The sequence below is a fragment of the Paracoccus sp. MBLB3053 genome (assembly GCF_031822435.1).
GTDB lineage: Bacteria > Pseudomonadota > Alphaproteobacteria > Rhodobacterales > Rhodobacteraceae > Paracoccus > Paracoccus aurantius.
In genome coordinates this window covers 333,570-353,947 of record NZ_JAVQLW010000001.1, presented here as the reverse complement: position 1 = coordinate 353,947, position 20,378 = coordinate 333,570, and the positions used below count along the sequence as shown (strand labels likewise).

Here is a 20,378-nt window from a genome sequence, read left to right as displayed (position 1 = left end):
ATTAATCATATGGTCCCCGCATGGCCCAGAAGAAACCCGACAGTTCGCCCCGCCGCCGGATGCGCGGCTTCGAGACCGCGGCCCAACTGGTCGCCAACCGGGTGCGGGCCATCGGCGAAACGCGCGGCTTTGCCATTGCAAGGCTTCTGACCAACTGGGCCGAAGTCGTTGGTCCCGAGATCGCAGCCCACACGCGTCCCGTCAAGATCAGCCACGGCAAAGGGTTCGGCGCAACCTTGACCCTGCTTGTTCCGGGTGCGCGCGCGCCGCTGATCAACATGCAGCTTGATCAGATCCGGCAGCGAGTGAATGCCTGCTATGGCTTCAACGCCGTCTCGAGGATCTCGCTGACCCAGACCGCGCCGACAGGGTTTTCAGCCGGCGACGGGTTTGCCGAGGACCGGGCAGCCTTTGCTGGCCCCGCCAAGTCGCCGCCCGATCCTGCCCGCCTGGCCCGCGCCGACGAGATCGCGCGGGACTTCGACGATCCACGGCTGTCTGCCCTGATGCGCCAGATGGCCTTGAACATCATGTCCCGCAGGGACACCAACGACCGAAAGGCCAATCCATGACTCTTTCCCGCCGCTCACTGATCGCTGCTGCCTCGGCCGCGCTGACCGCTGTCGTGGTTTCGCCGGCGCTGGCGCAGGAAACCCAACCCGCTCCGGCCGAAGAGCAGATGCCGGAAGGCAGGGTTCTTGACGATATCGTCCTGGGGAATGCCGATGCTCCGGTCACGGTCATCGAATATGCAAGCTTCACCTGCAGCCATTGCCAGGCCTTCCACGAGGAAAACCTGCCGAAGCTGAAAGCCGAGTATATCGAGACCGGCAAGGTCAAGTTCATTCAACGCGACGTCTATTTCGATGCGGTCGGCCTGTGGGCCGGTATCCTGGCGCGCTGCGGTGGCGATACGAAATATTATGCCATCGCAGATCTGCTCTTCGACGATCAGAAGACCTGGCTGAATGCCAAGACCGGAGACGAGATCGCCGCGAATCTGCGCAAGGTGGGCGCCAAGGCCGGCATGAGCGCCGAGCAGATGGACGCCTGCTGGGCAGACAAGCAGATGGTGTCCGACCTGGTCGCCACGTTCCAGAAACACGCCACCGACGACAAGGTCGAGGGAACGCCGACCTTCATCATTGCCGGTGAAAAGGTCCAGAACCAACCCTGGGAAGACCTGAAGAAGATCATTGATGCCAAGATCGCCGAGGCGGAAAACAAGGGATGACTCCACTTGCCGGCCTGAAGGTGGTCGAGCTTGCGCGTATTCTGGCCGGTCCTTGGGCCGGCCAGATCCTTGCCGATCTGGGGGCCGAAGTCACAAAGGTCGAAGCGCCCGAAGGCGATGACACACGCCGCTGGGGCCCGCCCTTCATCGAACGTGACGGTGAAAGTTCCGCCGCTTATTTCCATTCGACAAATCGCGGCAAACGTTCGGTCGTCGCCGATTTCCGCACGCCCGAGGGGCAGGACAAGGTGCGCAGCCTCGTCGCCGATGCCGACGTGGTCATCGAGAATTTCAAGGTCGGTGGGCTGGCGAAATACGGGCTCGATTTTGCCTCGCTTTCGGCGTTGAACCCGCGGCTCGTCTATTGCAGCGTCACCGGGTTCGGGCAGACCGGACCCTATGCCCATCGCGCCGGCTACGATTACATCATTCAGGGCATGTCCGGCCTGATGAGCGTGACCGGCGAACCAGCGGCCCAGCCGCAGAAGGTGGGCGTCGCGGTGGTGGACATTTTCACGGGTGTCTATTCGGTGGTCGGTATCCTCGCCGCCCTGCATCAGCGCGCGGCGACGGGGCGGGGCCAGCATGTGGACATGGCGCTGTTCGACGTGGCGACAGCGGTCATGGCCAATCAGGCGATGAACTACCTTGCGACCGGGCAGGCCCCCTCGCGGCTGGGGAATGCCCATCCGAACCTTGTCCCTTATGCGGTCTTCGACTGCGCCGACGGATGGATCATCATCGCCACGGGAAATGACGCGCAATATCGTCGGCTATGCTCGACCCTTGGGCTGCCGGGCCTGGCGGACGCGCCGGCCTACGCGGCCAATGCGGACCGCATCGCCAATCGGGAGGCCCTGACAGCGGCCCTGTCGGCCGTGACGGTCGCATGGAAACGGGACGATCTGCTCGCGGCACTTGAAGCGCAGGGTGTTCCGGCCGGGCCTATCAATGACATGGCCGATGTGTTCGCCGATCCGCAGATCCTAGCGCGCGGGCTCAGAATTTCGCCCGAGGGCGTGCCGGGAATGCGCCTGCCGATCCGCTTTTCCGAGGCGGACCTGTCGCTTGATCGTGCCTCGCCGCGGCTGGGCGAAGCCGATCAGAGCCCAAGCGCCTGAAGCCGTTCGTCGAGCGGCCCATAGTCCTCAAGCTCAAGTCGGACGGGCACGGTCAGCACCTTGGAACGGAACTTGCGCGGCATCCGTGCCGCGTCCTTTTCGGTGGTGACAAGTTGGGCGCCCAGCAGCCGGGCCTCGGCTTCAAGCCGCGTCAGAAGCGCGGGCGTGAAGGGCTGATGGTCTTCCAGCGGTTCGGCGCGCAGGATTTCGGCGCCAAGCCCGCGAAGCGTGTCGAAGAACTTCTCGGGATGGCCGATACCCGCGAAAGCCAATACCCGCAGTCCGACCCAGTCCATCCCGGTCGGCAGCGGCGCAAGCGTGCCCCGCAAATGCGGCAGGGGAAGTCTCGTCCGCCAGTCGGAAGCGAAACTTGACTGCGCCTGAGCGTCTCCGATCGACAGCAATAGATCCGCCCGCGCTAGTCCGCGATCGACCGGCTCGCGCAGTGGGCCGGCGGGCAGGCACAGGCCATTGCCGAACCCCTTGGCTGCATCGACCACGACCAAGGACAGATCGTGGGTCAGGCTCGGGTCCTGAAAGCCGTCATCCAGCAGGATCGCCCCTGCGCCCGCCGCGATCGCCGCCCTGGCCCCCGCATCCCTCTTGTCGGACACCCAGACCGTCGCAAAGGCCGCCATCAGCAGCGGCTCGTCTCCGACCTCGAGCGCGTCGTGGACGGCTTCCTCAACCCGCAACGGCCCCTTCTCGGTTCCACCATAGCCGCGGGAGACGATATGGACGTCGATCCCGCGTGCGATCAGGCGCTGCGCCAGCATGATGGTCGTCGGCGTCTTGCCAGTGCCTCCGGCATTGATGTTGCCGACGCAGATTACCGGGATTTCGGGGTCGAATCCATTGCCGCGCGCTATGCGCCGGGCGGTGCCGGCCGCGTAGATCGCGCCCAGAGGCGAGAGCAGCCGCGCGCGGAGCCCGGCGGGGCGGAACCAGAAGGAAGGGGCGCGTCGGCTCATGGTTCACTCTCCATCGCGGCGATCACCGTATCCGCTATCCGGCGCAGGACGGCGGCTCCGCCCGTGCTGACTGACCAGGCATTGCCCGCGAGCATCGCAGCCTGATCGGGGGCGGAAAGATCCGCGACGGCACGGCTGAGCGCTTCCCCATCCAGGACCAGCCTTGCGGCGGAACTGCCGTCCAGCTGTGCCCATTCGGCGGAAAATGGGCCGGGCAAGGGGCCGTGGATGATGGCCGAGCCAAGCGCCGCGGGCTCGAACGGATGACGCGGGGCCAGCGCCCGGCCGGGCGAAAGCGTTCCGCCCATGAAACAGACGGATGCCAGCCGATACCACAGACCCATTTCATAGGGGTCCTCGGCGATCAGGACGTGGTCATCGCTTTGCGGGTCGTCATCTTCCGAGCGCAGCACGGCCGCCAGCCCCAGTGCCTCGGCCTCGGCGCGGATTTCCGGAATGGCCGCCTCGGGAAGCCCGGCGAGGATCAGCAGGGCCCGGTGATTGTGATGCAGCGCGGATTGATGCGCGACAAGGATCGAACGGATTTCTGACATGCTGGGGGCTGCGGCCATCCAGATATGCCGGCCCCTTAGGATCTGGGCCAGCGCCCCACGCTCGGCCTCGTTGACCGCAGGCGGCGGCAGCGTTTCCGTCACGGGGCCGGTCATCTCGATGCGGTCCGGATCGGCACCGAGCTGTTGCGCCGCGGCGCCGGCCGTCGGATCGGGCGCCATGATATGGGAAATTTGGCTGATTAGCCCACGGTTGACCATGCCGCGCCAGAAGCCGCCACCGCCATGTGCGGCAAGGCGTGCCTCGGACAGCAGCACGGGCCGCCCTTCTCTGGCCATTGTGGTGATCATGGCGGCGGGCAACTGGTCGCCGACGATCAGCAGCGCGACTGGGTTCAGGGCGGCAATCAGGGATTCCGCCCCTGCGCCGTCCTCGGGAAGCTTGTGCCGGACGGCTCGCATCGCGGATGGCAAGGCCGCGGCGGAAGGCGCCGCACCGGTGAAGACGAACCGCGTTCCCGGTCGGAGCGCGTGCAGCGTCCGGATCAAGGCTTCCGCTTGCGGCAGCACGTCCCCCGATTCCGAGACGTGAACGAAAAGCAGCGGTCCTGCGCCCGGGGGCTGCGCAAAATCCTGAGGAGCGATCGGGCCACGAGTGGCCCGCCGCTTCAGATGCAGCCAGAGCGCCAGAGACGCGGTCGCCTGTCCTGCCGGGGGCATGGCGGGAATGCCTGTCCCGGCTCAGCTACCCAGTTCTTCGGTCGGGCTGATCTCGCGCTCTTCGTCGCGAAGGCGGTGAAGATGGGCGATGAAATAGCGGGTATGGGCACTGTCCACCGTGCGCTGCGCCTCGGCTTTCCACGCGGCGAAAGCACTTTCGTAATCGGGATAGATACCGACCATGTGGATCTTGTCGGTGTCACGGAAAACGGTGCGGCTCGGGTCGACGAGTTCGCCACCGAAGACGAGGTGCAGACGCTGCGCCATGTGATAGTCTCCTGCTGTCGCAATTCGGCGCGAACCTATCCGAGAGCCCCCGCAGAACCAAGGGCAAACGGTCTCGCATGCGTCGGTTCCAAGCCCGGCTCCTGAAGTCTGCGGCAGGTATGGTGCGGGCGGCGGGACTCGAACCCGCACAGGCTTGCGCCCCAGGGAGTTTAAGTCCCATGCGTCTACCATTCCGCCACGCCCGCGCCTGCTGCGTGGCTAGCGGGCGCGGTAAAGATTGGCAAGCCGGATCAGTAGCTGCGCGTCGGGCGGTCGAACACCTTGCGGCCCATGAGCGAGCCGACCAGATCCACCATCAGTTTCGCGGTGCGTCCGCGATCGTCGAGAAAGGGGTTCAGCTCGACCAGGTCCAGCGATGAGACCAGCCCTGATTCGTGCAGCAACTCGCAGACCAGATGCGCCTCGCGGAAGGTCGCACCGCCCGGAACGGTGGTGCCAACGGCGGGTGCGATCGAGGGGTCGAGGAAATCGACATCAAGGCTCACATGCAAGAGCCCGTTCTGGTCACGCACGCGATCAAGGAAGGCACGCAGGGGCGCGGCAATCCCCTGTTCGTCGAGAACCCGCATGTCGTTGACGGTGATCTCGGTTTCTTCCAGCGCGGCATGCTCGGCAGGATCGACCGAGCGGATGCCGAACATGCAGATATTCTCGCCGGGCACGGGGGCGGGGAAGGGCGGGAAGGGCTCGAACCCATCGCGCCCCGCAGCATAGGCCATGGGCGTGCCATGGAGGTTGCCCGAGGTGGTCGAGCGGACGGTGTGGAAATCGCTATGCGCGTCCAGCCAGATCACGAAAAGCGGGCGACCGGCGGCATGTGCATGGGCGGCGACGCCAGCCACGGTGCCGAGGGAAAGCGAATGATCTCCGCCCATGAAGATCGGCATCCCGTCCGACATTGCGGCACTGGCCGAGGCCGAGAGAGCTTCGGTCCAGGCGATCACCTCGGGGAGGTGATGAACGACCCCATTGTCGCAGCTTTGACCGCGACCCGGCGCGGGGGTGACGTCGCCGCGATCCTCGACGGTGTGGCCAAGATCGTCCAGCGTCCGGGCAAGACCCGCCACCCGGAACGCAGCCGGGCCCATCAGGCAGCCGGCACGGCGCTGGCCTTCGTCGACGGGGGCGCCGATGAGGATGCAATGGGTCATCTTATCTCCTGCATGAGGCTCGCGGTTTCAAATTCGAAGGATCAGGCGCGGATGCCCTTGAACCGTTCCTGCCATTCGTCGCGGCTTTCGTCGCTGATCTTGGCAAAGAGCACATCGGGCGTCGCGAAGGCGTGTCCGGCAGGAAGGGCGGCCAGCGCCTCGGCGACATCCCCCGGCCAGTCACGGTCCTCGGTTCCCATCGCGGCCAGCATCGCATCCGCGGCGAAGGGGATGAACGGGGCCGAGAGCACCGCGTAGAGCCGGATCAGGTTCAGGCCCAGCCGGACCTGCATGGCGGCCTTTTCCGGGTCGGTCTTGAAGGTCGACCAGGGCGCGGCGGATTGCAGGTATTCGTTGCCCAAGACCCAGATCGCGCGCAGCTCGGCGGCCGATTTGCGGACCTCCATCCCGTCCATGAAGCCTTCATAGGCCCGGATGCGCGTGGTCAGTGCTTCGATCAGGGTCTTTTCGTCGGGGCCGTATTCGCCGCCTTCGGGCACGACCTCACCGAATTTAGAACGGCAGAACTTGGTGATGCGGCTGACGAAGTTGCCCAGAACGTCCGCGAGGTCCTTGTTCACGGATTGCTGGAAATTGTCCCAGGTGAATTCGCTGTCGCCAGATTCCGGCGCGTGCGAGAGGAGCCACCAGCGCCAGTAATCGGCCGGAAGGATCGAGAGCGCCTGGTCCATGAAGACGCCGCGACCCTGCGAGGTGCTGAACTGGCCCCCGTCATAAGTCAGATAATTGAAGGACTTGATGTAATCGACCAGCTTCCACGGCTCGCCCGAGCCCATGATGGTCGCCGGGAAGCCCAGGGTGTGGAAAGGCACGTTATCCTTGCCCATGAACTGGGTGTAGGTGACGTCCTCGGCGCCCTCGTCAAGGCGCCACCAGCGGCGCCATTCGCTGTCGGGCAGGCCCTTGGCATCGGTGCCCTCGGCGGTGCCGGCGATGTATTCGATGGGCGCGTCGAACCAGACGTAGAAGACCTTGCCCTCCATGCCCGGCCAGGGCTGGTCGCCCTTTTTCACCGGGATGCCCCAGTCGAGGTCGCGGGTGATGCCGCGATCCTGCAGCCCGTCGCCGTCGTTCAGCCATTTGCGCGCGATCGAGGTGGTCAGGATCGGCCAGTCCTTCTTGCTGTCGATCCAGGCGGAAATCTGATCCTTCAGCGCGCGCTGGCGCAGGTAGAGGTGCTTGGTGGTGCGCACCTCGAGGTTGGTCGAACCCGAAATGGCCGAACGCGGCTCGATCAGGTCGGTCGGGTCGAGCTGCTTGGTGCAGTTCTCGCATTGGTCGCCGCGCGCCTTGTCATAGCCGCAATTCGGGCAGGTGCCCTCGATGTAGCGGTCGGGCAGGAAGCGGCCGTCGTCGATCGAATAGACCTGGCTTTCCTCGACCTCGGTGATCCAGCCGTTTTCGTCCAGTTTCCCGGCGAAATGCTGGGTCAGGACGTGGTTGCGTTCCGAGGAAGAGCGGCCGAAATGGTCGAAGCTGAGGCCGAAATTCCGGGCGATCTCGGACTGGATTCCATGCATTTCAGCGCAGTAGACGGCGACCGGCTGGCCGGCCTTCTTGGCGGCCAGTTCGGCGGGTGTGCCGTGTTCGTCGGTGGCGCAGATGAACATGACCTCGTGATCCCGCTGGCGCAGGTAGCGCGCGTAGAGGTCCGCGGGAAGCTGCGAGCCGACCAGATTGCCGAGATGCTTGATCCCGTTGATATAGGGGATCGCCGAGGTGATGAGATGCCGGGCCATGGAATGCGTCCTTTTGATCGGCGCCATGTCTAGCCGCGAAGCGCAAAGATGGAAAGTCCTGCGGGCGTTGCCTGGCCAAAGCGCGCAACGGCATGGCCTGAAAACCTGCCGAAGCCCAGCAAATGCTGGGTCGGGCCGCGCACGAGGCGTACACCGGGCGTACACAGGGCGTACACAGCGGGTATGCCGGTCTGATGCCGGCCTGTGGATTTTCCTTGTTGCAGGGGGATTTACGGAATTAGGCTGAGGCCATGTCCCAACCTGATGTCGGGGTTCCCGATGCCTGCGCAGGAATTTCAGCAGATGCGTGACATGATGCGGGTCCTTGCGCTGGGCGCCGCGCTTGGACTGGCAGGCGGCGCAAGCTCGGCGGTGGCCGGCCCGGATCAGCCAGCCGAGCGCAACGTCTTCGTGATGACGGGTCGGATGCTCGACGAATCCATGGGGGCCAGCCTGAACATTGGCGGCGCAAACTACGAGGACAACCATGTCACCGGGATCGGGATGCAATGGCTTGGCAAGCCGGGCCGCTTCGTGTCGCTCGGCTATGAGGCCGGGGCCGCAATGCGCCGGGGCAAGGGGCAAAGCACCGAGCTTTGGACAGGCGCGGTGGCAAGGCTGCGCGCCATCGACGTTGCGGGAGATTGGCAGATGACCCCTTCGCTGGTCTTCGGGCTGAGCTATGTCGATGCCGTCCAGCCCGGGCGCGAGGCGGAGCAGGTCAAGGAATATGACGGCGATGCGAGCCTGCTGTTCTACCTGTCGCCCGAGATCGAGTTTTCGCCGCAGGACCGGGATTGGAGCCTGTTCTGGCGCTTGCACCACCGTTCGGGCGGGGCGGAGATCCTGGGCGGCATGAAGGGGGCGGCGAATGCCAATCTGCTGGGCTTCAGGAAACGGTTCTGACCCGTCTGCCGCGTGCGGCCGGTCGGGGTGTCGCGCCTAGCCCGCCTGCCGCGCGGTGCCTGACGGCTGCGCGACCCCTGCCTGCTGACTGGCGCCTGCCTGCTGCGCGGCCATGGCGCGCGCGAGCGTGCGTGCCACCCCGCCGCTGAGCGGCTTTGCCCCGGCAAGGATGTCTTCGACCAGGAACCAGTTCGCGTCCATCGCGTCATCGGCGGCGACGGGATCGCCCGAGACATAATCGCAAAGCACGGCGGCCAGCAGGAAATGATAGCGCAGGGCGCCATCCTCGCCGCATTCGATCATGTCGATATTGTCGAGATAGATGCGGGGCAGGGCGATGACGCCAGTTTCCTCGGCAAGCTCGCGGGCGGCCGCGTCAAGCGCGGTTTCGCCCGGCTCGACATGGCCGCCCGGAAAGCCCCAAAGGCCCGCATCGGGTGGATTGCGGCGCTGCACGAGCAGCACCCGGTCGCCGTCCAGCGTAACGGCCAGGGCGGCGAGCCGGGGGAAATGCGCCAAGGCTCAGCGCCAGATCTTAGCGCCGGCGGTCGCGGCGCGAGCTCATCGGCTGGAAGGCAACGCCGACATGGGCTTCGCAATAGGGTTTGCCGGCCGTCGAGGGCAGGCCGCAGAACCAGAACTTGTCGGTCGCCGGGTCGCCGATCGGCCATTTGCAGGTGCGCTCGGTCAGTTCCATCAGCGTGAGCTTGCGGGCGCGCTTTTCGACCTCGCGGACCGAGGCGAGGGCTTCGGGGCTGATCTCGTTGGCCGAAGGCTGCGGCGGCAGCGGCTGGCCGGCGGGCACGATCGGGCGGCGGTTGAAATTGACCGGCTGCGGCGGTTGCGCGGGCTGGGCCTGCGGCGCGGCGGCGGCAGGAGCAGGTTTCGGCGCGGGCTCGGGCGCGGGCTTCGGTTGGGGCGCGGGCGCTGCGGCGGCAGCGGGTTGGGGCGCAGGCTTCGCCTCGGGGGCGGGTGCGGCAGGCATTTCGGTTCCGTCCTCGTTTCGGTTCGACAGGCCAAGGCGATGCACCTTGCCGATCACGGCGTTTCGGGTCACGCCACCAAGCTCCTTGGCGATCTGGCTGGCCGACTGGCCTTCGGCCCACATGCGTTTCAGCGTTTCTACGCGTTCATCGGTCCAGGACATGGTTTGCCTTTCCTTGCGCCGGGCGGTCCGGCGCATTTCGTGCTAGTGGCTTCAATTCCGCGGAACCCGGTCTTAAACCGGGGATAGCCAGATTTACCCGCCCGAGCCCGCAAATTCAAGGAGCGCAGATGCAGCACGTCCCGTCCAGCCCCGGAAATCGACAGATGGGCGTGCGCCGCTTTGGCCGCGTGAACTGGATCGGGCTAGCAACGCTTGCCCGGCGCGAGATCATGCGCTTCATGAGCGTGTGGCAGCAGACCGTCTTTGCCCCGCTGATGACCGCGGGGCTTTTCGTCGCGGTCTTCGCGCTGGCGCTGGGGCGCGACCGGGGCGAGGTGATGGGCCTGCCCTATCTTGCCTTTCTTGGCCCCGGCATCCTGATGATGACGGTGATCCAGAACGCCTTCGCCAACACGTCCTCGAGCATCATCTCGTCGAAGATGCAGGGAAACATCGTCGACACGCTGATGCCCCCGCTTTCGGCGGGCGAGATCCTTGCGGGCTACCTGCTGGGCGCGCTGGTGCGCGCGCTGATCGTCGCGGTGGTGATCGCGCTGGGCATGGGGTTGCTGATCGGGCAGGGAATCGCCCATCCGCTCTGGGCGCTCGCGTTCATCATCCTTGGCGCGGCGCTGATGGGGGGGCTGGGCATGCTGGGCGGGATCATTGCCCAGAAATTCGACCAGATGGCGGCGATCACGAATTTCATCGTCACGCCGCTTTCGTTCCTGTCGGGCACGTTCTATTCGGTCGAGGCCCTGCCGGAACCCTTTGCGACGCTCGCCCATTGGAACCCGATCTTCTACCTGATCGACGGCGCACGCTACGGCATCGCGGGCGTGTCGGACGCACCGCCTCTGCGGGGCCTGATCGTCTGCCTGCTGAGCGTGGCGGTGGTGCTGTTCACGGCCTGGCGCTGGCTGCGTTCGGGCTATCGGATGAAGCCCTGAATCCCGTTGCGTCATGGTCATTTCCGCGCTATGCGGGCGGCATGATCGCACGGACCGCCCATTTCGCCCGTCCCCGACGTTGATTTTTCAACGACCGATCTCGCCTGCCTTTTCGTCATTTCCGGGTAGCCGCAAGCCGCGGCCATCGTCTGCAAAGGGACCACTCCATGATTCCGCATGTCCTGCCGACCTATAACCGTGCCGATCTCGCCTTCGAACGTGGCGAGGGCTGCTGGGCCATCTCGACCGATGGGACCCGATACCTGGATCTGGGCGCGGGAATCGCGGTGAATGCGCTGGGCCATGCCAATCCCGAGCTGGTCGCGGCGCTGACCGAGCAGGCCGGCAGGATCTGGCATGTCTCGAACCTTTATCACATCCCCGAACAGGAAAGGCTGGCCGACCTGCTGGTCGAGCACACCTTTGCCGACACGGCCTTCCTGACCAATTCGGGAACCGAGGCGGCCGAGCTGGCGATCAAGATGGTGCGCAAGTTCTGGGCCGAAGAGGGCGATGCCGACCGCTACGAGATCCTGACCTTCGAAGGCGCCTTCCATGGCCGCTCGACCGGGGCCATCGCGGCCGCGGGATCGGAGAAGATGGTCAAGGGATTCGGCCCGCTGATGCCCGGTTTCCGGCAATTGCCCTGGGGCGACATGGAGGCGATCAAGGCCGCCATCACCGAGCGCACCGCGGCGGTCATGATCGAGCCGATCCAGGGCGAGGGCGGCATCCGGCCGCTTGCCGATGCCGACCTGCGCCTGATCCGCGAGCTTTGCGACGCGACCGGAGCGCTGCTGGTGCTGGACGAGGTGCAATGCGGCATGGGCCGGACCGGCAAGCTGTTCGCCCATGAATATGCCGGGATCACCCCCGACATCATGATGGTTGCGAAGGGAATCGGCGGTGGCTTCCCGCTGGGCGCCGTGCTTGCGACCGAAAAGGCGGCCGCGGGCATGGTGGCGGGCACGCATGGTTCGACCTATGGCGGCAATCCCCTGGCCTGCGCGGTGGGCGCCAAGGTCATGGAGATCATCGCGGCGCCGGAATTCCTGGCCGAGGTGAACCGCAAGGCGGGGCTCTTTCGCCAGAAGCTGGAAGCGCTGGTCGCGGCCCATCCGGACGTCTTCGAGGGCGTGCGCGGGCAGGGGCTGATGATCGGCCTGAAATGCCTGGTCGCGCCGGGCGACCTGGTCAAGGCGGGCTATGCCGAGCATATCCTGACGGTGCCCGCCGCCGATGCGACGCTGCGGCTTCTGCCGCCGCTGAACATCAGCGATGCGGATATCGCCGAGGCCGTGGCGCGGCTTGACCGGGCTGCCGCAAGGCTCGAAGCCTGACCGGGCGGGGCACTGTCTGGTTCGGATATGGGCAAAGATATGGGCATGGCAGGCATCACATGGCGGCGTCGACGACGCCGCCCCGGTGCCAGACCCGCGCCAACCCGTAAAATCAGGCTTCGGCCTTGACCTCTTGCCGGCAAAGCGGCTTCCTTGCCGGGACAATCCGAAAGACAGTAGCAAATGAACAGTTTCCTCGACATCCATACCACCGACAAGGCTGAGCTGCGCGGCATGATCGATGCGGCGCGTCGGATGAAGGATGCCCGCGACGGCCTTCCCAAGGGGGCGCTTGATGCCGACCTGCCCCTGAAGAACCGCATGGTCGCGCTGATCTTCGAAAAGCCCTCGACCCGCACCCGCGTCAGCTTCGACCTGGGCGTTCGCCAGATGGGCGGCCAGACCATGGTGCTGTCCGGCAAGGAAATGCAGCTGGGTCACGGCGAAACCATCGCCGATACCGCCCGCGTCCTGTCGCGCTATGTCGATCTGATCATGATCCGCACCTTCGAGGAGGCGACGCTGCTGGAAATGGCGGAATATGCCAGCGTTCCGGTCATCAACGGGCTGACGAACCGCACCCATCCCTGCCAGATCATGGCCGATGTCATGACCTTCGAGGAACATCGCGGCCCGATCGCGGGCAGGAAGGTGGTCTGGTCGGGTGATGGCAACAATGTCTGCTGCTCGATGATCCATGCCGCAGGCCAGTTCGGCTATGATTTCACCTTCACCGGGCCGCAGACGCTTGACCCCGAGCAGGAGGCGCTGGACTTCGCCCGTGCCCAGGGCGTCAACGCGGTCATCGAACGCGATCCGATGAAGGCCGTTGACGGGGCCGACCTGGTGGTGACGGATACCTGGGTTTCGATGCATGATCCGCAATCGGCACGTGAGCGCCGGCACAACCAGTTGCGCGGCTACCAGGTGAACGAAACGCTGATGGCGAAGGCCAAGCCCGACGCGCTTTTCATGCATTGCCTGCCCGCCCATCGCGACGACGAGGTGACGAGCGCGATCATGGACGGGCCGAATTCGGTGATCTTCGACGAGGCCGAGAACCGCCTTCACGCCCAGAAGGCCGTGATGCGCTGGTGTCTCGGGCTTTGATCCCCGGACTGGTTCCAGTGTGAATCACGGTGTGATTCGCGCTGTGATTCGCGGTCTGATCCCGGCCTGACGGCATGATGAAACGGAACGGCGCGGCCAGAGGGGCGCGCCGTTTTCAGCTTTCGCGGAAGGCGCGTGAAAAATAGTCGCTGAGAGGTTTCAGGATATAGGCGATGGGGCTGCGCTCGCCGGTCTGAACATAGACCTCGACCGGCATGCCGGGGATCAGCGCGAGCCCGTCGAGCCGCGCGATCTGATCGGGCGGAATGGTCACCTCGGCGCGGTAATAGGGGGTATGCGTCGTTTCGTCGATCAATGTGTCGGGGGAAATCCGGCTGAGCACGCCGTCGATTTCGGGCGTGGTGCGCGATGAGAAGGAGGAGAAGCGCAGCATCACCTCTTGTCCCGGCTGGACTTCGTCGATGTTGATCGTCGCGATGCGGGCCGCCACGACCAGCGGGCGATCCTGCGGGATGATGTAAAGCACGGGGTCCGCCGCGCGCAGGACCGACCTGGGCGTGGTGAGCTGCAATTCCTGCACGACGCCCGAAACCGGAGCGCGGATTTCGAGCCGCGCGATCTGCTCGCTGAGCGAGCGGCGGCGTTCGGCAAGTTCAAGTTCGCGATAGCCCAGGTCGCGCAATTCCGTTTCCGCCTGTTCGCGATAGCTCGCGGATTTTTCAAGGCGGGAAAGGTCGATCTCGGCCAATTGCGTCTCGGCCTGGGCACGCGAGGCGGTGGCCTCGCCCAGAAGCCCGTCGAGCCGCGCCGCCTCGCGTTCCAGCGCAAGCACGCGAGGGGCCTGGGCAAGCCCCCTGTCCAGTAGCGAGCGCTGGTCGCGCAATTCCTGCGAGATGAATTCGCGCTGCTGGATCAGGGCCTTGTTCTGCGCCTCGATGCCGCCGATCTGGGACCGGACCTGATCGGATTGCTTCGCAAGCTGGCCCAGCGACTGCGCCAGGGTGTCGAGCCGGGCGCGGAACAGGCTTTCCTGCCCGATGAGCATGTCCCTGACCTCGGGCCGGGTCCGGGACATCTCGACCAGTTCGTCGGGGAAGCTGATTTCGTTCTTGTCGGCGCGTTCGGCCTCGAGCCGCCCGCGCCGGGCGAGGATCTCGAAATACTGGCCCTCGACGATGGCAAGTTCGGTCGCGAGAAGCACCCCGTCGAGGTGGATCAGCGGCTGGCCGGCCTCGACCGTCTCGCCGTCATGGACCATGATCTCGGCCACGACGCCGCCATCGGGATGCTGCACGACCTGTCGGCGCTGCTCGACCTCGACCTGGCCCGAGGCGACGACGGCACCGGCGATGCGGGCGCGCACCGACCAGGCGCCAAGGCCCAAGACGAGCAGGGCGATGACCATCAGCCCGAGGATCACCGGACCGCGCACCGACCATTGCGGACGGGGTGGCGCGGCATTGGCCGGCTTGCCGCGCATCAGATGGGCCGATGCGGCATTGCGCGATGCGGTCATGATATGCCTCCGCCCTTGCCCTTGCTGCGCGAAATCTGCTCGGCATTGCTGACCATGGCGCGCAGCACCTCGTCGCGGGGGCCAAAGGCGCGCCGCAATCCCTGATCCATCATCAGCAGCAATTCGCATTCGCTGATCGCCGCGGGACGATGCGCCATGATGATGACCGCGCCGCCCTTTTCCTTGACGTTGCGGATCGCCGTGTTGAGCGCGGCCGAGCCTTCGTTGTCGAGATTCGAATTGGGTTCGTCGAGCACCAGAAGGACCGGGTTGCCGTAAAGCGCGCGGGCCAGCCCGATCCTTTGGATCTGCCCGCCCGAGAGCCTGCCGCCGGTGGGATTGATCGGGGTGTCGTAGCCCAGGGGCAGGTCAAGGATCATGCGATGGGCGGCGGCGGCCTTCGCCGCGGCGACGATCTGGCCGGGATCGGGATCGGTCGACAGGCGGGCGATGTTGTCGGCGATCGTGCCCTCGAACAGCGAGACCTGCTGCGGCAGGTATCCGATATAGCTGCCCAGGATATCGGGGTCGTATTGGTCGAGCGTCGCGCCGTTCAGCCGGATCGAGCCCCCCGCGACCGGCCAGGCGCCGATCAGCGCACGGGCGAGGCTGGACTTGCCTGCACCGGAGGGGCCGATCACGCCCAGCGCCTGGCCCGGCGCGAGCTCGAAGCTGACGCTGCGCAGGACAGCCGTGGTCTGGCCCGGCGGGATGACCGAGAGATTGCGGATCTCGAGCCGTGCCTCGGGCCGGGGCAGGGGGGTGCGCACGGGTTTCGGCGGGCGCCGGCTGAGCAATTCGCCCAGGCGCTGCCAGCCGTCCTGCGCGCGCTGGATCACGGGCCAGCCGCCGACCACCTGTTCGACCGGGGCAAGGGCACGGCCCATCAGGATCGAGGATGCGATCATGGCGCCGGGTGTGACTTCCTGCTTGAGGACGAGATAGGCCCCCGCCGCCAGGAGGGCGCTTTGCAGAAAAAGCCGGAAGGTGCGCGAGAAGACGCTGAAGGCGGTGGACTTGTCCTGACCTTCGATCATCGCGGCGGTCGCCGCGTCGCGGGCGGCGAGCCAGCGCCGGAACGCCGCCCCGCGCATGCCGAGCGAGCCGATCAGCTCGCCTTCGTCGCGGTAGAGGTCGGACATGCGTTCGGCCGCCTGCCCCGCGATGGTCGAGCGCTGCAGCGCGTCCCGGCTCAGCCACTGGTTCAGCAGCGTCGTGATCACGAGAATGACGAGCCCGATCGTCGCCACCGCCCCGAGCCAGGGATGGAACAGGTAGACCGCAGCAAGGAAGAGCGGTGCCCAGGGCAGATCGAACAGCGCCATGAGCGTCGGCGATCCGATCAGCCTTTGGACCGCCTCGAGATCGCGCATGCCACCCTTGACGGCAGTGTTCGAGGCCGAGGCATCGCCATCCTCGAGCGCGGCGCCGAACACCCTCGGCTCCATCCGTTCCTGGAAGCGGGCCGCGACGCGCGACATCACGCGCCCGCGCGCCAGATCGAGCAGCCCCATCATCAGGAAAAGAAAGGCGACCAGCAGGAACAGCGCCATCAGGGTTTCGACCGAGCGGCTTGCAAGGACGCGGTCATAGACCTGCAACATGAATAGCGGTCCGGTCAGCATCAGGAAGTTGACCGCAAGCGAGAACAGGCCGACCAGCACGAACAAATGCCACGCCTGCCGGCGCGCCTGTCTCAACTCGGTTCGACCGTCATAACGGATCGGCGGCGAAGCCATGCCGGTTCCTTTCCTTGTGGCGGTCCCGGACTTGCCCGGTTCCGTTCCAGCGCATATCCAAAAGCGGCGTATCAAGACGGGCGTGGCCCGGACCCGCGACAAGAGAATCGGCCTGAGCATCAGGCTATAACAGCGGAAGGTTAGCAGAATATTGAATCGAGCAATGATTTTCGCCGCCCTGGCCGCCATGACTGTCGCGGGCTGCGGCGGAAACCCGGGATCAGGGGGCATCAACGATCCGTTTGAGCCGATGAACCGCCAGACCCATGCCTTCAACCGCGGGTTTGACGCAAATGTCGTCAAGCCGGCGACCTCGGGCCTGTCCTCGGGCCTGTCCTCGGGCCCGTCAGCGGGAAGCGACGAGCCGGGCATCGGCAGCTATGCCCTGCAGGGGATCGGCAATTTCGGATCGAACCTTGCCGAGCCCGGAAAGGCCCTGAACCACCTGCTGCAGGGCCGTCCCGAGCCGGCGGTCAAGACGACGTTCCGGTTTCTTGTGAACTCGACCCTTGGCATCGCGGGCTTTCTCGATCCCGCGACGGCGGATTTCGCGCTGCCCGAGCAGGATACCGATTTCGGTGAAACCCTGCATGTCTGGGGAGTGGGCGAAGGCCCCTATCTCGAGCTTCCGCTGCTTGGCCCCTCGACGGTTCGTGATACGGTGGGCCGCGTCGTCGACCTGGTCATCGACCCGATGCACCAGGTCCTGGATCTGGACGAATGGCTGATCGGGCTTGGCGCCCGGGCAGTCGCAAAAGCCGGTGAGCGGGCGAGATTCGGCGATAGTGTCGATTCCATCCTGCATGAAAGTGCCGATAGTTACGCCCAGACGCGGCTGATCTGGTTGCAGCATCGCCGTCATGAACTGGGCCAGGAAGGAGACGAAATTGATCCCTATGCCGAATAAGAGCCGTCGCGAAGTGCTGGGCCTGATCGGGGCAGGCATCGTGCTTGCCGCGATGCCCGCGCTGCCGGCCCGCGCCCTTGATGCCAGCCAGGCCAGCGCATTGGTCCAGAAATCCCTGGACGAGGTCTATGCCGTCATCAATTCCGGCAAACCTCCGGCGCAGATGTACAAGGATTTCGAGGCGATCTTTGCCCGCTATGCGGATGTCGACATCATCGCGCGATCGGCGCTGGGCCCGGCGGCCCGGCAGGCCAGCGCCACGGAGTTCGCCGCCTACAAGCAGGCCTTCCAGGGCTATATCGGAAGAAAATACGGCAAGCGCTTCCGCGAATTCGTCGGCTCGCGCATCGAGGTGACCAGTGCGCGTCCGGTCAAATCCTTCTTTGCCGTGACTTCGGTCGCCTATCTCAAGGGGCGCAGCCCGATGGAGGTCGAGTGGCATGTGTCGGACAAGTCCGGCAAGGACCTTTATTTCAACATCATCATCGAAGGCGTGAACATGCTGGCGTCCGAGCGCGCCGAGATCGCGGCGATGCTGGCGAAGCGCAAGGGCAACATGGCCGCCCTGACCGCGGATCTTCAGAACGCGGGCTGAGACCGCGCCGCATGTCGCAGGAACTGAAAATGCCGGCCCGAGGGGCCGGCATTTTCATTATTGCTGATAGACGCCCTGAATGCCGCGCAGGGCCTGGGTCAGCGGGTCATCGGGCGACAGTTCGCTGTCCTCGCCCATCCCTTGGGTGGAGGAGGTCTCGGCCGGGAAGGTCGGCGGTGTCGCCCCGCCCTGAACGCCGGGATCGGGCAGGACGCGCCCTGCGACCGGCTCGGCCGGGCCAGCCGCGGCATCATTCGCGGCGCCCTCGGGCTTGGGCTGTCCAAGCGCCTGGGAAAGTGCGGCGGCAAGCGGATCGCTTGCGCCCTCGTCGCCGCCCTGGCTCACGACCTGGGGCACAGCGCTGCTTGCGTCGAAGGCGAAGGAGCCCAGCGATTCCACCGGCAGCCCGTCATGGATCTCGGCCATGACGGCCTGCCAGATCTCGGCCGGCAGCCCGCCGCCGGTCACGCCCTTCAACGGCTTGTTGTCGTCATTGCCAAGCCAGACGCCGGTCACGTATTGGCCGGTGAAGCCGATGAACCAGGCATCGCGATAGCTGGACGTGGTGCCGGTCTTGCCCGCCACCGGCCGGTTGCCCAGCTTGGCGCGGCCGCCCGTGCCGCTTTGGATGACCTGTTCCATCATGCCGATCAGTTCACGCGCCGCCTTCTGCGAGATGACGCGCTGGCCCATCCCGCCCGACTGGCCCATCAACGGTTCGTCATCGCCCTTGATGCGCAGTTCAAGGAGGCCGTAGGGCCGGACGGCCGTACCGCCGTTGCGAATGCCCGCATAGGCCGAAGTCATGTTGAGCAATGTCGATTCCGAAACGCCGAGCCCCAGTGAGGGGCCGCTTGCCATGTCATTGGCAAAGCCGAAATCATGTGCCACCCGGCGCACGGCCTCGCGCCCGGCGATTTCCTGCAGCCGGATCGTCGCGGTGTTCAGCGATTGCGACAGGGCGCGCGTCAGCGTGACCTCGCCCGCGTAGCGACGGGTGTAGTTCTGGGGCGACCAGGGACCCGAGCCGCGCACGTTGATGGTCAGCGGCGCGTCCAGCACCATGTCGTTCGGGCTGTAGCCCTGGTCCAGCGCCGCCGCGAAGACGAAGGGCTTGAAGCTGGAACCGGTCTGGCGCTTCGCCTGGGTCGCGCGGTTGAACGTGCCGCTGACGGTATTGTCGAGCCCGCCGATCATGGCGCGCACCGCGCCGTCGGGCGACATGACCACGACAGCCGCCTGCGCGGTGGAGCCCTCGGACACCTTTTCGTCGAAGACACGCTTGAGCGCGCGCTCCGCGGCGCGCTGGATGCGCTGGTCGAAGGTGGTCTTGATCGTGACGTCCTCGGTGGTCTCGCTGGTCAGGAAGCCGGGGCCGGATTCCATGACCCAATCCGCGAAATAGCCACCGGCCCGCGCCGCAGCCGCCTTCGACAGCACGGCCGGATGCGCCTTGGCATCGGCGAATTGCGCGTCGTCAAGATAGCGCTGCTGGTGCATCAGGTCGAGAATGACGCTGGCGCGGTCCTGGGCGCGCTGGAGGCTGGAGGTCGGCGCGAAATAGCTGGGCGCCTTGAGCAGGCCGGCGAGCATCGCGGCCTCGGACGCGTTCACCTCGGCGGCGGATTTGTCGAAATAGCGCTTGGAGGCGGCCTCGAAGCCACGCGCCCCCGCCCCGAGATAGGAGCGGTTCATGTAGATGTTCAGGATGTCCTGCTTGGAGTATTTGACCTCCATCGCAAGGGCATAGGGCACTTCCTTGACCTTGCGCCAGATCGAGGACTTGCGGCACTCGGCCTCGTATTCGGTTTCGGATTTCCACCGCGTCGGGTCGAAGGTTTCGCCCAGGCAGAGCAGCTTCGCGACCTGCTGGGTGATGGTCGAACCGCCATTGCCTTCAAGCGGGCCGCGCCCCTCGGCAAGGTTGATCTTGATGGCGCTGGCGATGCCGCGCGGGTCGACGCCGAGATGCTGGTAGAATCGTTTATCCTCGGTCGCGACCACCGCATCCTTCAAGACCGGGGCGATCTTGTCGGCGCTGACGGTGCCGAAAGTTTCACCACGCCAGGCGAAAACCCGGCCTTCGGTGTCGAGCATCGTCACGGAACCCCGCGCGCGACCGTCGAACAATGCAGAGGGTTCGGGCAGGGTCGTATAGAAATAGAAGGTCGCGGCGGCGACGATCGCTGCGATTGTCGCCGTCAGTCGCCAGAGCGAGCCCCAGAGAATCCGCCAGATCAGCACGACCAGCCCGCTGATTCCGCGGGTGATGAAATTGCCGCGCCGCGGCCGCGGCGTCCGCCGGCTGCGGGTGGTTGTCTTGCGGGTTTTGCTAGATTTCTGCGGGGTTTGGTCGAAATTGCGCTTGTCAGCGACAATGCGGCCATTGCCGGTCGGTTTCTTCATGCCTGCTTTCCTGCCCGGCCGAGTCCTCCGGCCAATTGGCGGGC

The 20,378-nt window shown here is 65.6% G+C and carries 19 protein-coding genes and 1 tRNA gene; 9 read left to right on the top strand and 11 right to left on the bottom strand.

Features of this window, described 5'->3' with window-relative positions; all coding sequences use genetic code 11:
* Window positions 1–20: 20 nt before the first annotated feature.
* The 3 genes from RGQ15_RS01770 to RGQ15_RS01760 are packed head-to-tail and all read left to right on the top strand — an operon-like array spanning window position 21 to window position 2,355.
* The gene (locus RGQ15_RS01770; protein ID WP_311158495.1) at window positions 21–572 is read left to right on the top strand and encodes a DUF721 domain-containing protein; all 552 of its coding nucleotides are present in this window, start codon (window positions 21–23) and stop codon (window positions 570–572) included.
* On the top strand, window positions 569–1,234 hold the full coding sequence (locus RGQ15_RS01765; protein ID WP_311158494.1) for a DsbA family protein: 666 nt from the start codon (window positions 569–571) through the stop codon (window positions 1,232–1,234). Before RGQ15_RS01770 ends, RGQ15_RS01765 begins: the two co-directional genes overlap by 4 nt.
* The gene (locus tag RGQ15_RS01760) at window positions 1,231–2,355 is read left to right on the top strand and encodes a CaiB/BaiF CoA transferase family protein (RefSeq protein WP_311158493.1); all 1,125 of its coding nucleotides are present in this window, start codon (window positions 1,231–1,233) and stop codon (window positions 2,353–2,355) included. Before RGQ15_RS01765 ends, RGQ15_RS01760 begins: the two co-directional genes overlap by 4 nt.
* Here the strand turns inward: RGQ15_RS01760 and lpxK are convergent.
* The 6 genes from lpxK to metG form a co-directional block, all read right to left on the bottom strand.
* Complete coding sequence (lpxK, locus tag RGQ15_RS01755) at window positions 2,337–3,326, bottom strand: tetraacyldisaccharide 4'-kinase (protein ID WP_311158492.1); 990 nt, start codon at window positions 3,324–3,326, stop codon at window positions 2,337–2,339. The two genes, RGQ15_RS01760 and lpxK, sit on opposite strands and share 19 nt — an antisense overlap.
* Entirely contained in the window at window positions 3,323–4,558 is a 1,236-nt protein-coding gene (locus tag RGQ15_RS01750) for a 3-deoxy-D-manno-octulosonic acid transferase (protein WP_311158491.1), read from the bottom strand. The genes lpxK and RGQ15_RS01750 overlap by 4 nt, the downstream gene beginning before the upstream one ends.
* 21 nt (window positions 4,559–4,579) lie before the next feature.
* Window positions 4,580–4,825, bottom strand: coding sequence for a DUF4170 domain-containing protein (locus RGQ15_RS01745; RefSeq protein ID WP_311158490.1), 246 nt, complete (start codon window positions 4,823–4,825; stop codon window positions 4,580–4,582).
* A gap of 120 nt (window positions 4,826–4,945) precedes the next feature.
* A tRNA-Leu gene (locus tag RGQ15_RS01740) sits at window positions 4,946–5,031 on the bottom strand.
* 45 nt (window positions 5,032–5,076) lie between these two features.
* On the bottom strand, window positions 5,077–5,997 hold the full coding sequence (gene rocF, locus RGQ15_RS01735; protein ID WP_311158489.1) for an arginase: 921 nt from the start codon (window positions 5,995–5,997) through the stop codon (window positions 5,077–5,079).
* A 41-nt stretch (window positions 5,998–6,038) separates the two neighbouring features.
* Window positions 6,039–7,757 (bottom strand): methionine--tRNA ligase, encoded by a 1,719-nt coding sequence (gene metG, locus RGQ15_RS01730; protein ID WP_311158488.1) that lies wholly within the window; start codon window positions 7,755–7,757, stop codon window positions 6,039–6,041.
* Window positions 7,758–8,060: 303 nt separating this feature from the next.
* Between metG and RGQ15_RS01725 the strand changes: the two genes are divergently transcribed.
* Window positions 8,061–8,663, top strand: coding sequence for a hypothetical protein (locus tag RGQ15_RS01725; protein WP_311158487.1), 603 nt, complete (start codon window positions 8,061–8,063; stop codon window positions 8,661–8,663).
* A gap of 36 nt (window positions 8,664–8,699) precedes the next feature.
* On the opposite strand, the gene RGQ15_RS01720 is transcribed toward RGQ15_RS01725, so the two are convergent.
* Together RGQ15_RS01720 and RGQ15_RS01715 are read right to left on the bottom strand one after the other, a co-directional pair.
* Window positions 8,700–9,182 (bottom strand): NUDIX hydrolase, encoded by a 483-nt coding sequence (locus RGQ15_RS01720; RefSeq protein ID WP_311158486.1) that lies wholly within the window; start codon window positions 9,180–9,182, stop codon window positions 8,700–8,702.
* Window positions 9,183–9,198: 16 nt separating this feature from the next.
* Window positions 9,199–9,810, bottom strand: a complete 612-nt coding sequence (locus RGQ15_RS01715; RefSeq protein ID WP_311158484.1) for a GcrA family cell cycle regulator — start codon at window positions 9,808–9,810, stop codon at window positions 9,199–9,201.
* Between the two features lie 128 nt (window positions 9,811–9,938).
* On the opposite strand from RGQ15_RS01715, the gene RGQ15_RS01710 reads away from it, so the two are divergent.
* From RGQ15_RS01710 to argF, 3 genes are all read left to right on the top strand, one after another.
* The gene (locus RGQ15_RS01710) at window positions 9,939–10,760 is read left to right on the top strand and encodes an ABC transporter permease (protein ID WP_311158483.1); all 822 of its coding nucleotides are present in this window, start codon (window positions 9,939–9,941) and stop codon (window positions 10,758–10,760) included.
* A 167-nt stretch (window positions 10,761–10,927) separates the two neighbouring features.
* Window positions 10,928–12,100: an aspartate aminotransferase family protein gene (locus RGQ15_RS01705; protein WP_311158482.1), complete on the top strand. Its 1,173-nt coding sequence runs from the start codon at window positions 10,928–10,930 to the stop codon at window positions 12,098–12,100.
* Window positions 12,101–12,283: 183 nt separating this feature from the next.
* Window positions 12,284–13,210: an ornithine carbamoyltransferase gene (gene argF, locus RGQ15_RS01700; protein ID WP_311158481.1), complete on the top strand. Its 927-nt coding sequence runs from the start codon at window positions 12,284–12,286 to the stop codon at window positions 13,208–13,210.
* Between the two features lie 115 nt (window positions 13,211–13,325).
* Here argF and RGQ15_RS01695 read toward each other — a convergent pair whose 3' ends face one another.
* Both RGQ15_RS01695 and RGQ15_RS01690 read right to left on the bottom strand, forming a co-directional pair.
* On the bottom strand, window positions 13,326–14,576 hold the full coding sequence (locus RGQ15_RS01695; RefSeq protein ID WP_457621027.1) for an HlyD family type I secretion periplasmic adaptor subunit: 1,251 nt from the start codon (window positions 14,574–14,576) through the stop codon (window positions 13,326–13,328).
* 107 nt (window positions 14,577–14,683) lie between these two features.
* Window positions 14,684–16,426 carry a type I secretion system permease/ATPase gene (locus RGQ15_RS01690; RefSeq protein WP_311158479.1) on the bottom strand — a complete coding sequence of 581 codons (1,743 nt, stop codon included), beginning with the start codon at window positions 16,424–16,426 and terminating at the stop codon, window positions 14,684–14,686.
* 163 nt (window positions 16,427–16,589) lie between these two features.
* On the opposite strand from RGQ15_RS01690, the gene RGQ15_RS01685 reads away from it, so the two are divergent.
* Window positions 16,590–17,333 (top strand): MlaA family lipoprotein, encoded by a 744-nt coding sequence (locus RGQ15_RS01685; RefSeq protein ID WP_311158478.1) that lies wholly within the window; start codon window positions 16,590–16,592, stop codon window positions 17,331–17,333.
* Entirely contained in the window at window positions 17,323–17,928 is a 606-nt protein-coding gene (locus RGQ15_RS01680) for an MlaC/ttg2D family ABC transporter substrate-binding protein (RefSeq protein WP_311158477.1), read from the top strand. The genes RGQ15_RS01685 and RGQ15_RS01680 overlap by 11 nt, the downstream gene beginning before the upstream one ends.
* Window positions 17,929–17,985: 57 nt before the next feature.
* Here the strand turns inward: RGQ15_RS01680 and RGQ15_RS01675 are convergent, their stop codons facing one another.
* Window positions 17,986–20,334: a transglycosylase domain-containing protein gene (locus RGQ15_RS01675; protein ID WP_311158476.1), complete on the bottom strand. Its 2,349-nt coding sequence runs from the start codon at window positions 20,332–20,334 to the stop codon at window positions 17,986–17,988.
* Window positions 20,335–20,378 lie beyond the last annotated feature (44 nt).

Bases quoted from the DNA above. Each gene is read 5' to 3' on its own strand.
- RGQ15_RS01770 (WP_311158495.1), top strand. From the start codon at position 21: ATGGCCCAGAAGAAACCCGACAGTTCGCCCCGCCGCCGGATGCGCGGC.
- RGQ15_RS01765 (WP_311158494.1), top strand. From the start codon at position 569: ATGACTCTTTCCCGCCGCTCACTGATCGCTGCTGCCTCGGCCGCGCTG.
- RGQ15_RS01760 (WP_311158493.1), top strand. From the start codon at position 1,231: ATGACTCCACTTGCCGGCCTGAAGGTGGTCGAGCTTGCGCGTATTCTG.
- lpxK (WP_311158492.1), bottom strand. From the start codon at position 3,326: ATGAGCCGACGCGCCCCTTCCTTCTGGTTCCGCCCCGCCGGGCTCCGC.
- RGQ15_RS01750 (WP_311158491.1), bottom strand. From the start codon at position 4,558: ATGCCCCCGGCAGGACAGGCGACCGCGTCTCTGGCGCTCTGGCTGCAT.
- RGQ15_RS01745 (WP_311158490.1), bottom strand. From the start codon at position 4,825: ATGGCGCAGCGTCTGCACCTCGTCTTCGGTGGCGAACTCGTCGACCCG.
- rocF (WP_311158489.1), bottom strand. From the start codon at position 5,997: ATGACCCATTGCATCCTCATCGGCGCCCCCGTCGACGAAGGCCAGCGC.
- metG (WP_311158488.1), bottom strand. From the start codon at position 7,757: ATGGCCCGGCATCTCATCACCTCGGCGATCCCCTATATCAACGGGATC.
- RGQ15_RS01725 (WP_311158487.1), top strand. From the start codon at position 8,061: ATGCGTGACATGATGCGGGTCCTTGCGCTGGGCGCCGCGCTTGGACTG.
- RGQ15_RS01715 (WP_311158484.1), bottom strand. From the start codon at position 9,810: ATGTCCTGGACCGATGAACGCGTAGAAACGCTGAAACGCATGTGGGCC.
- RGQ15_RS01710 (WP_311158483.1), top strand. From the start codon at position 9,939: ATGCAGCACGTCCCGTCCAGCCCCGGAAATCGACAGATGGGCGTGCGC.
- RGQ15_RS01705 (WP_311158482.1), top strand. From the start codon at position 10,928: ATGATTCCGCATGTCCTGCCGACCTATAACCGTGCCGATCTCGCCTTC.
- argF (WP_311158481.1), top strand. From the start codon at position 12,284: ATGAACAGTTTCCTCGACATCCATACCACCGACAAGGCTGAGCTGCGC.
- RGQ15_RS01695 (WP_457621027.1), bottom strand. From the start codon at position 14,576: ATGGTCATCGCCCTGCTCGTCTTGGGCCTTGGCGCCTGGTCGGTGCGC.
- RGQ15_RS01690 (WP_311158479.1), bottom strand. From the start codon at position 16,426: ATGGCTTCGCCGCCGATCCGTTATGACGGTCGAACCGAGTTGAGACAG.
- RGQ15_RS01685 (WP_311158478.1), top strand. From the start codon at position 16,590: ATGATTTTCGCCGCCCTGGCCGCCATGACTGTCGCGGGCTGCGGCGGA.
- RGQ15_RS01680 (WP_311158477.1), top strand. From the start codon at position 17,323: ATGCCGAATAAGAGCCGTCGCGAAGTGCTGGGCCTGATCGGGGCAGGC.
- RGQ15_RS01675 (WP_311158476.1), bottom strand. From the start codon at position 20,334: ATGAAGAAACCGACCGGCAATGGCCGCATTGTCGCTGACAAGCGCAAT.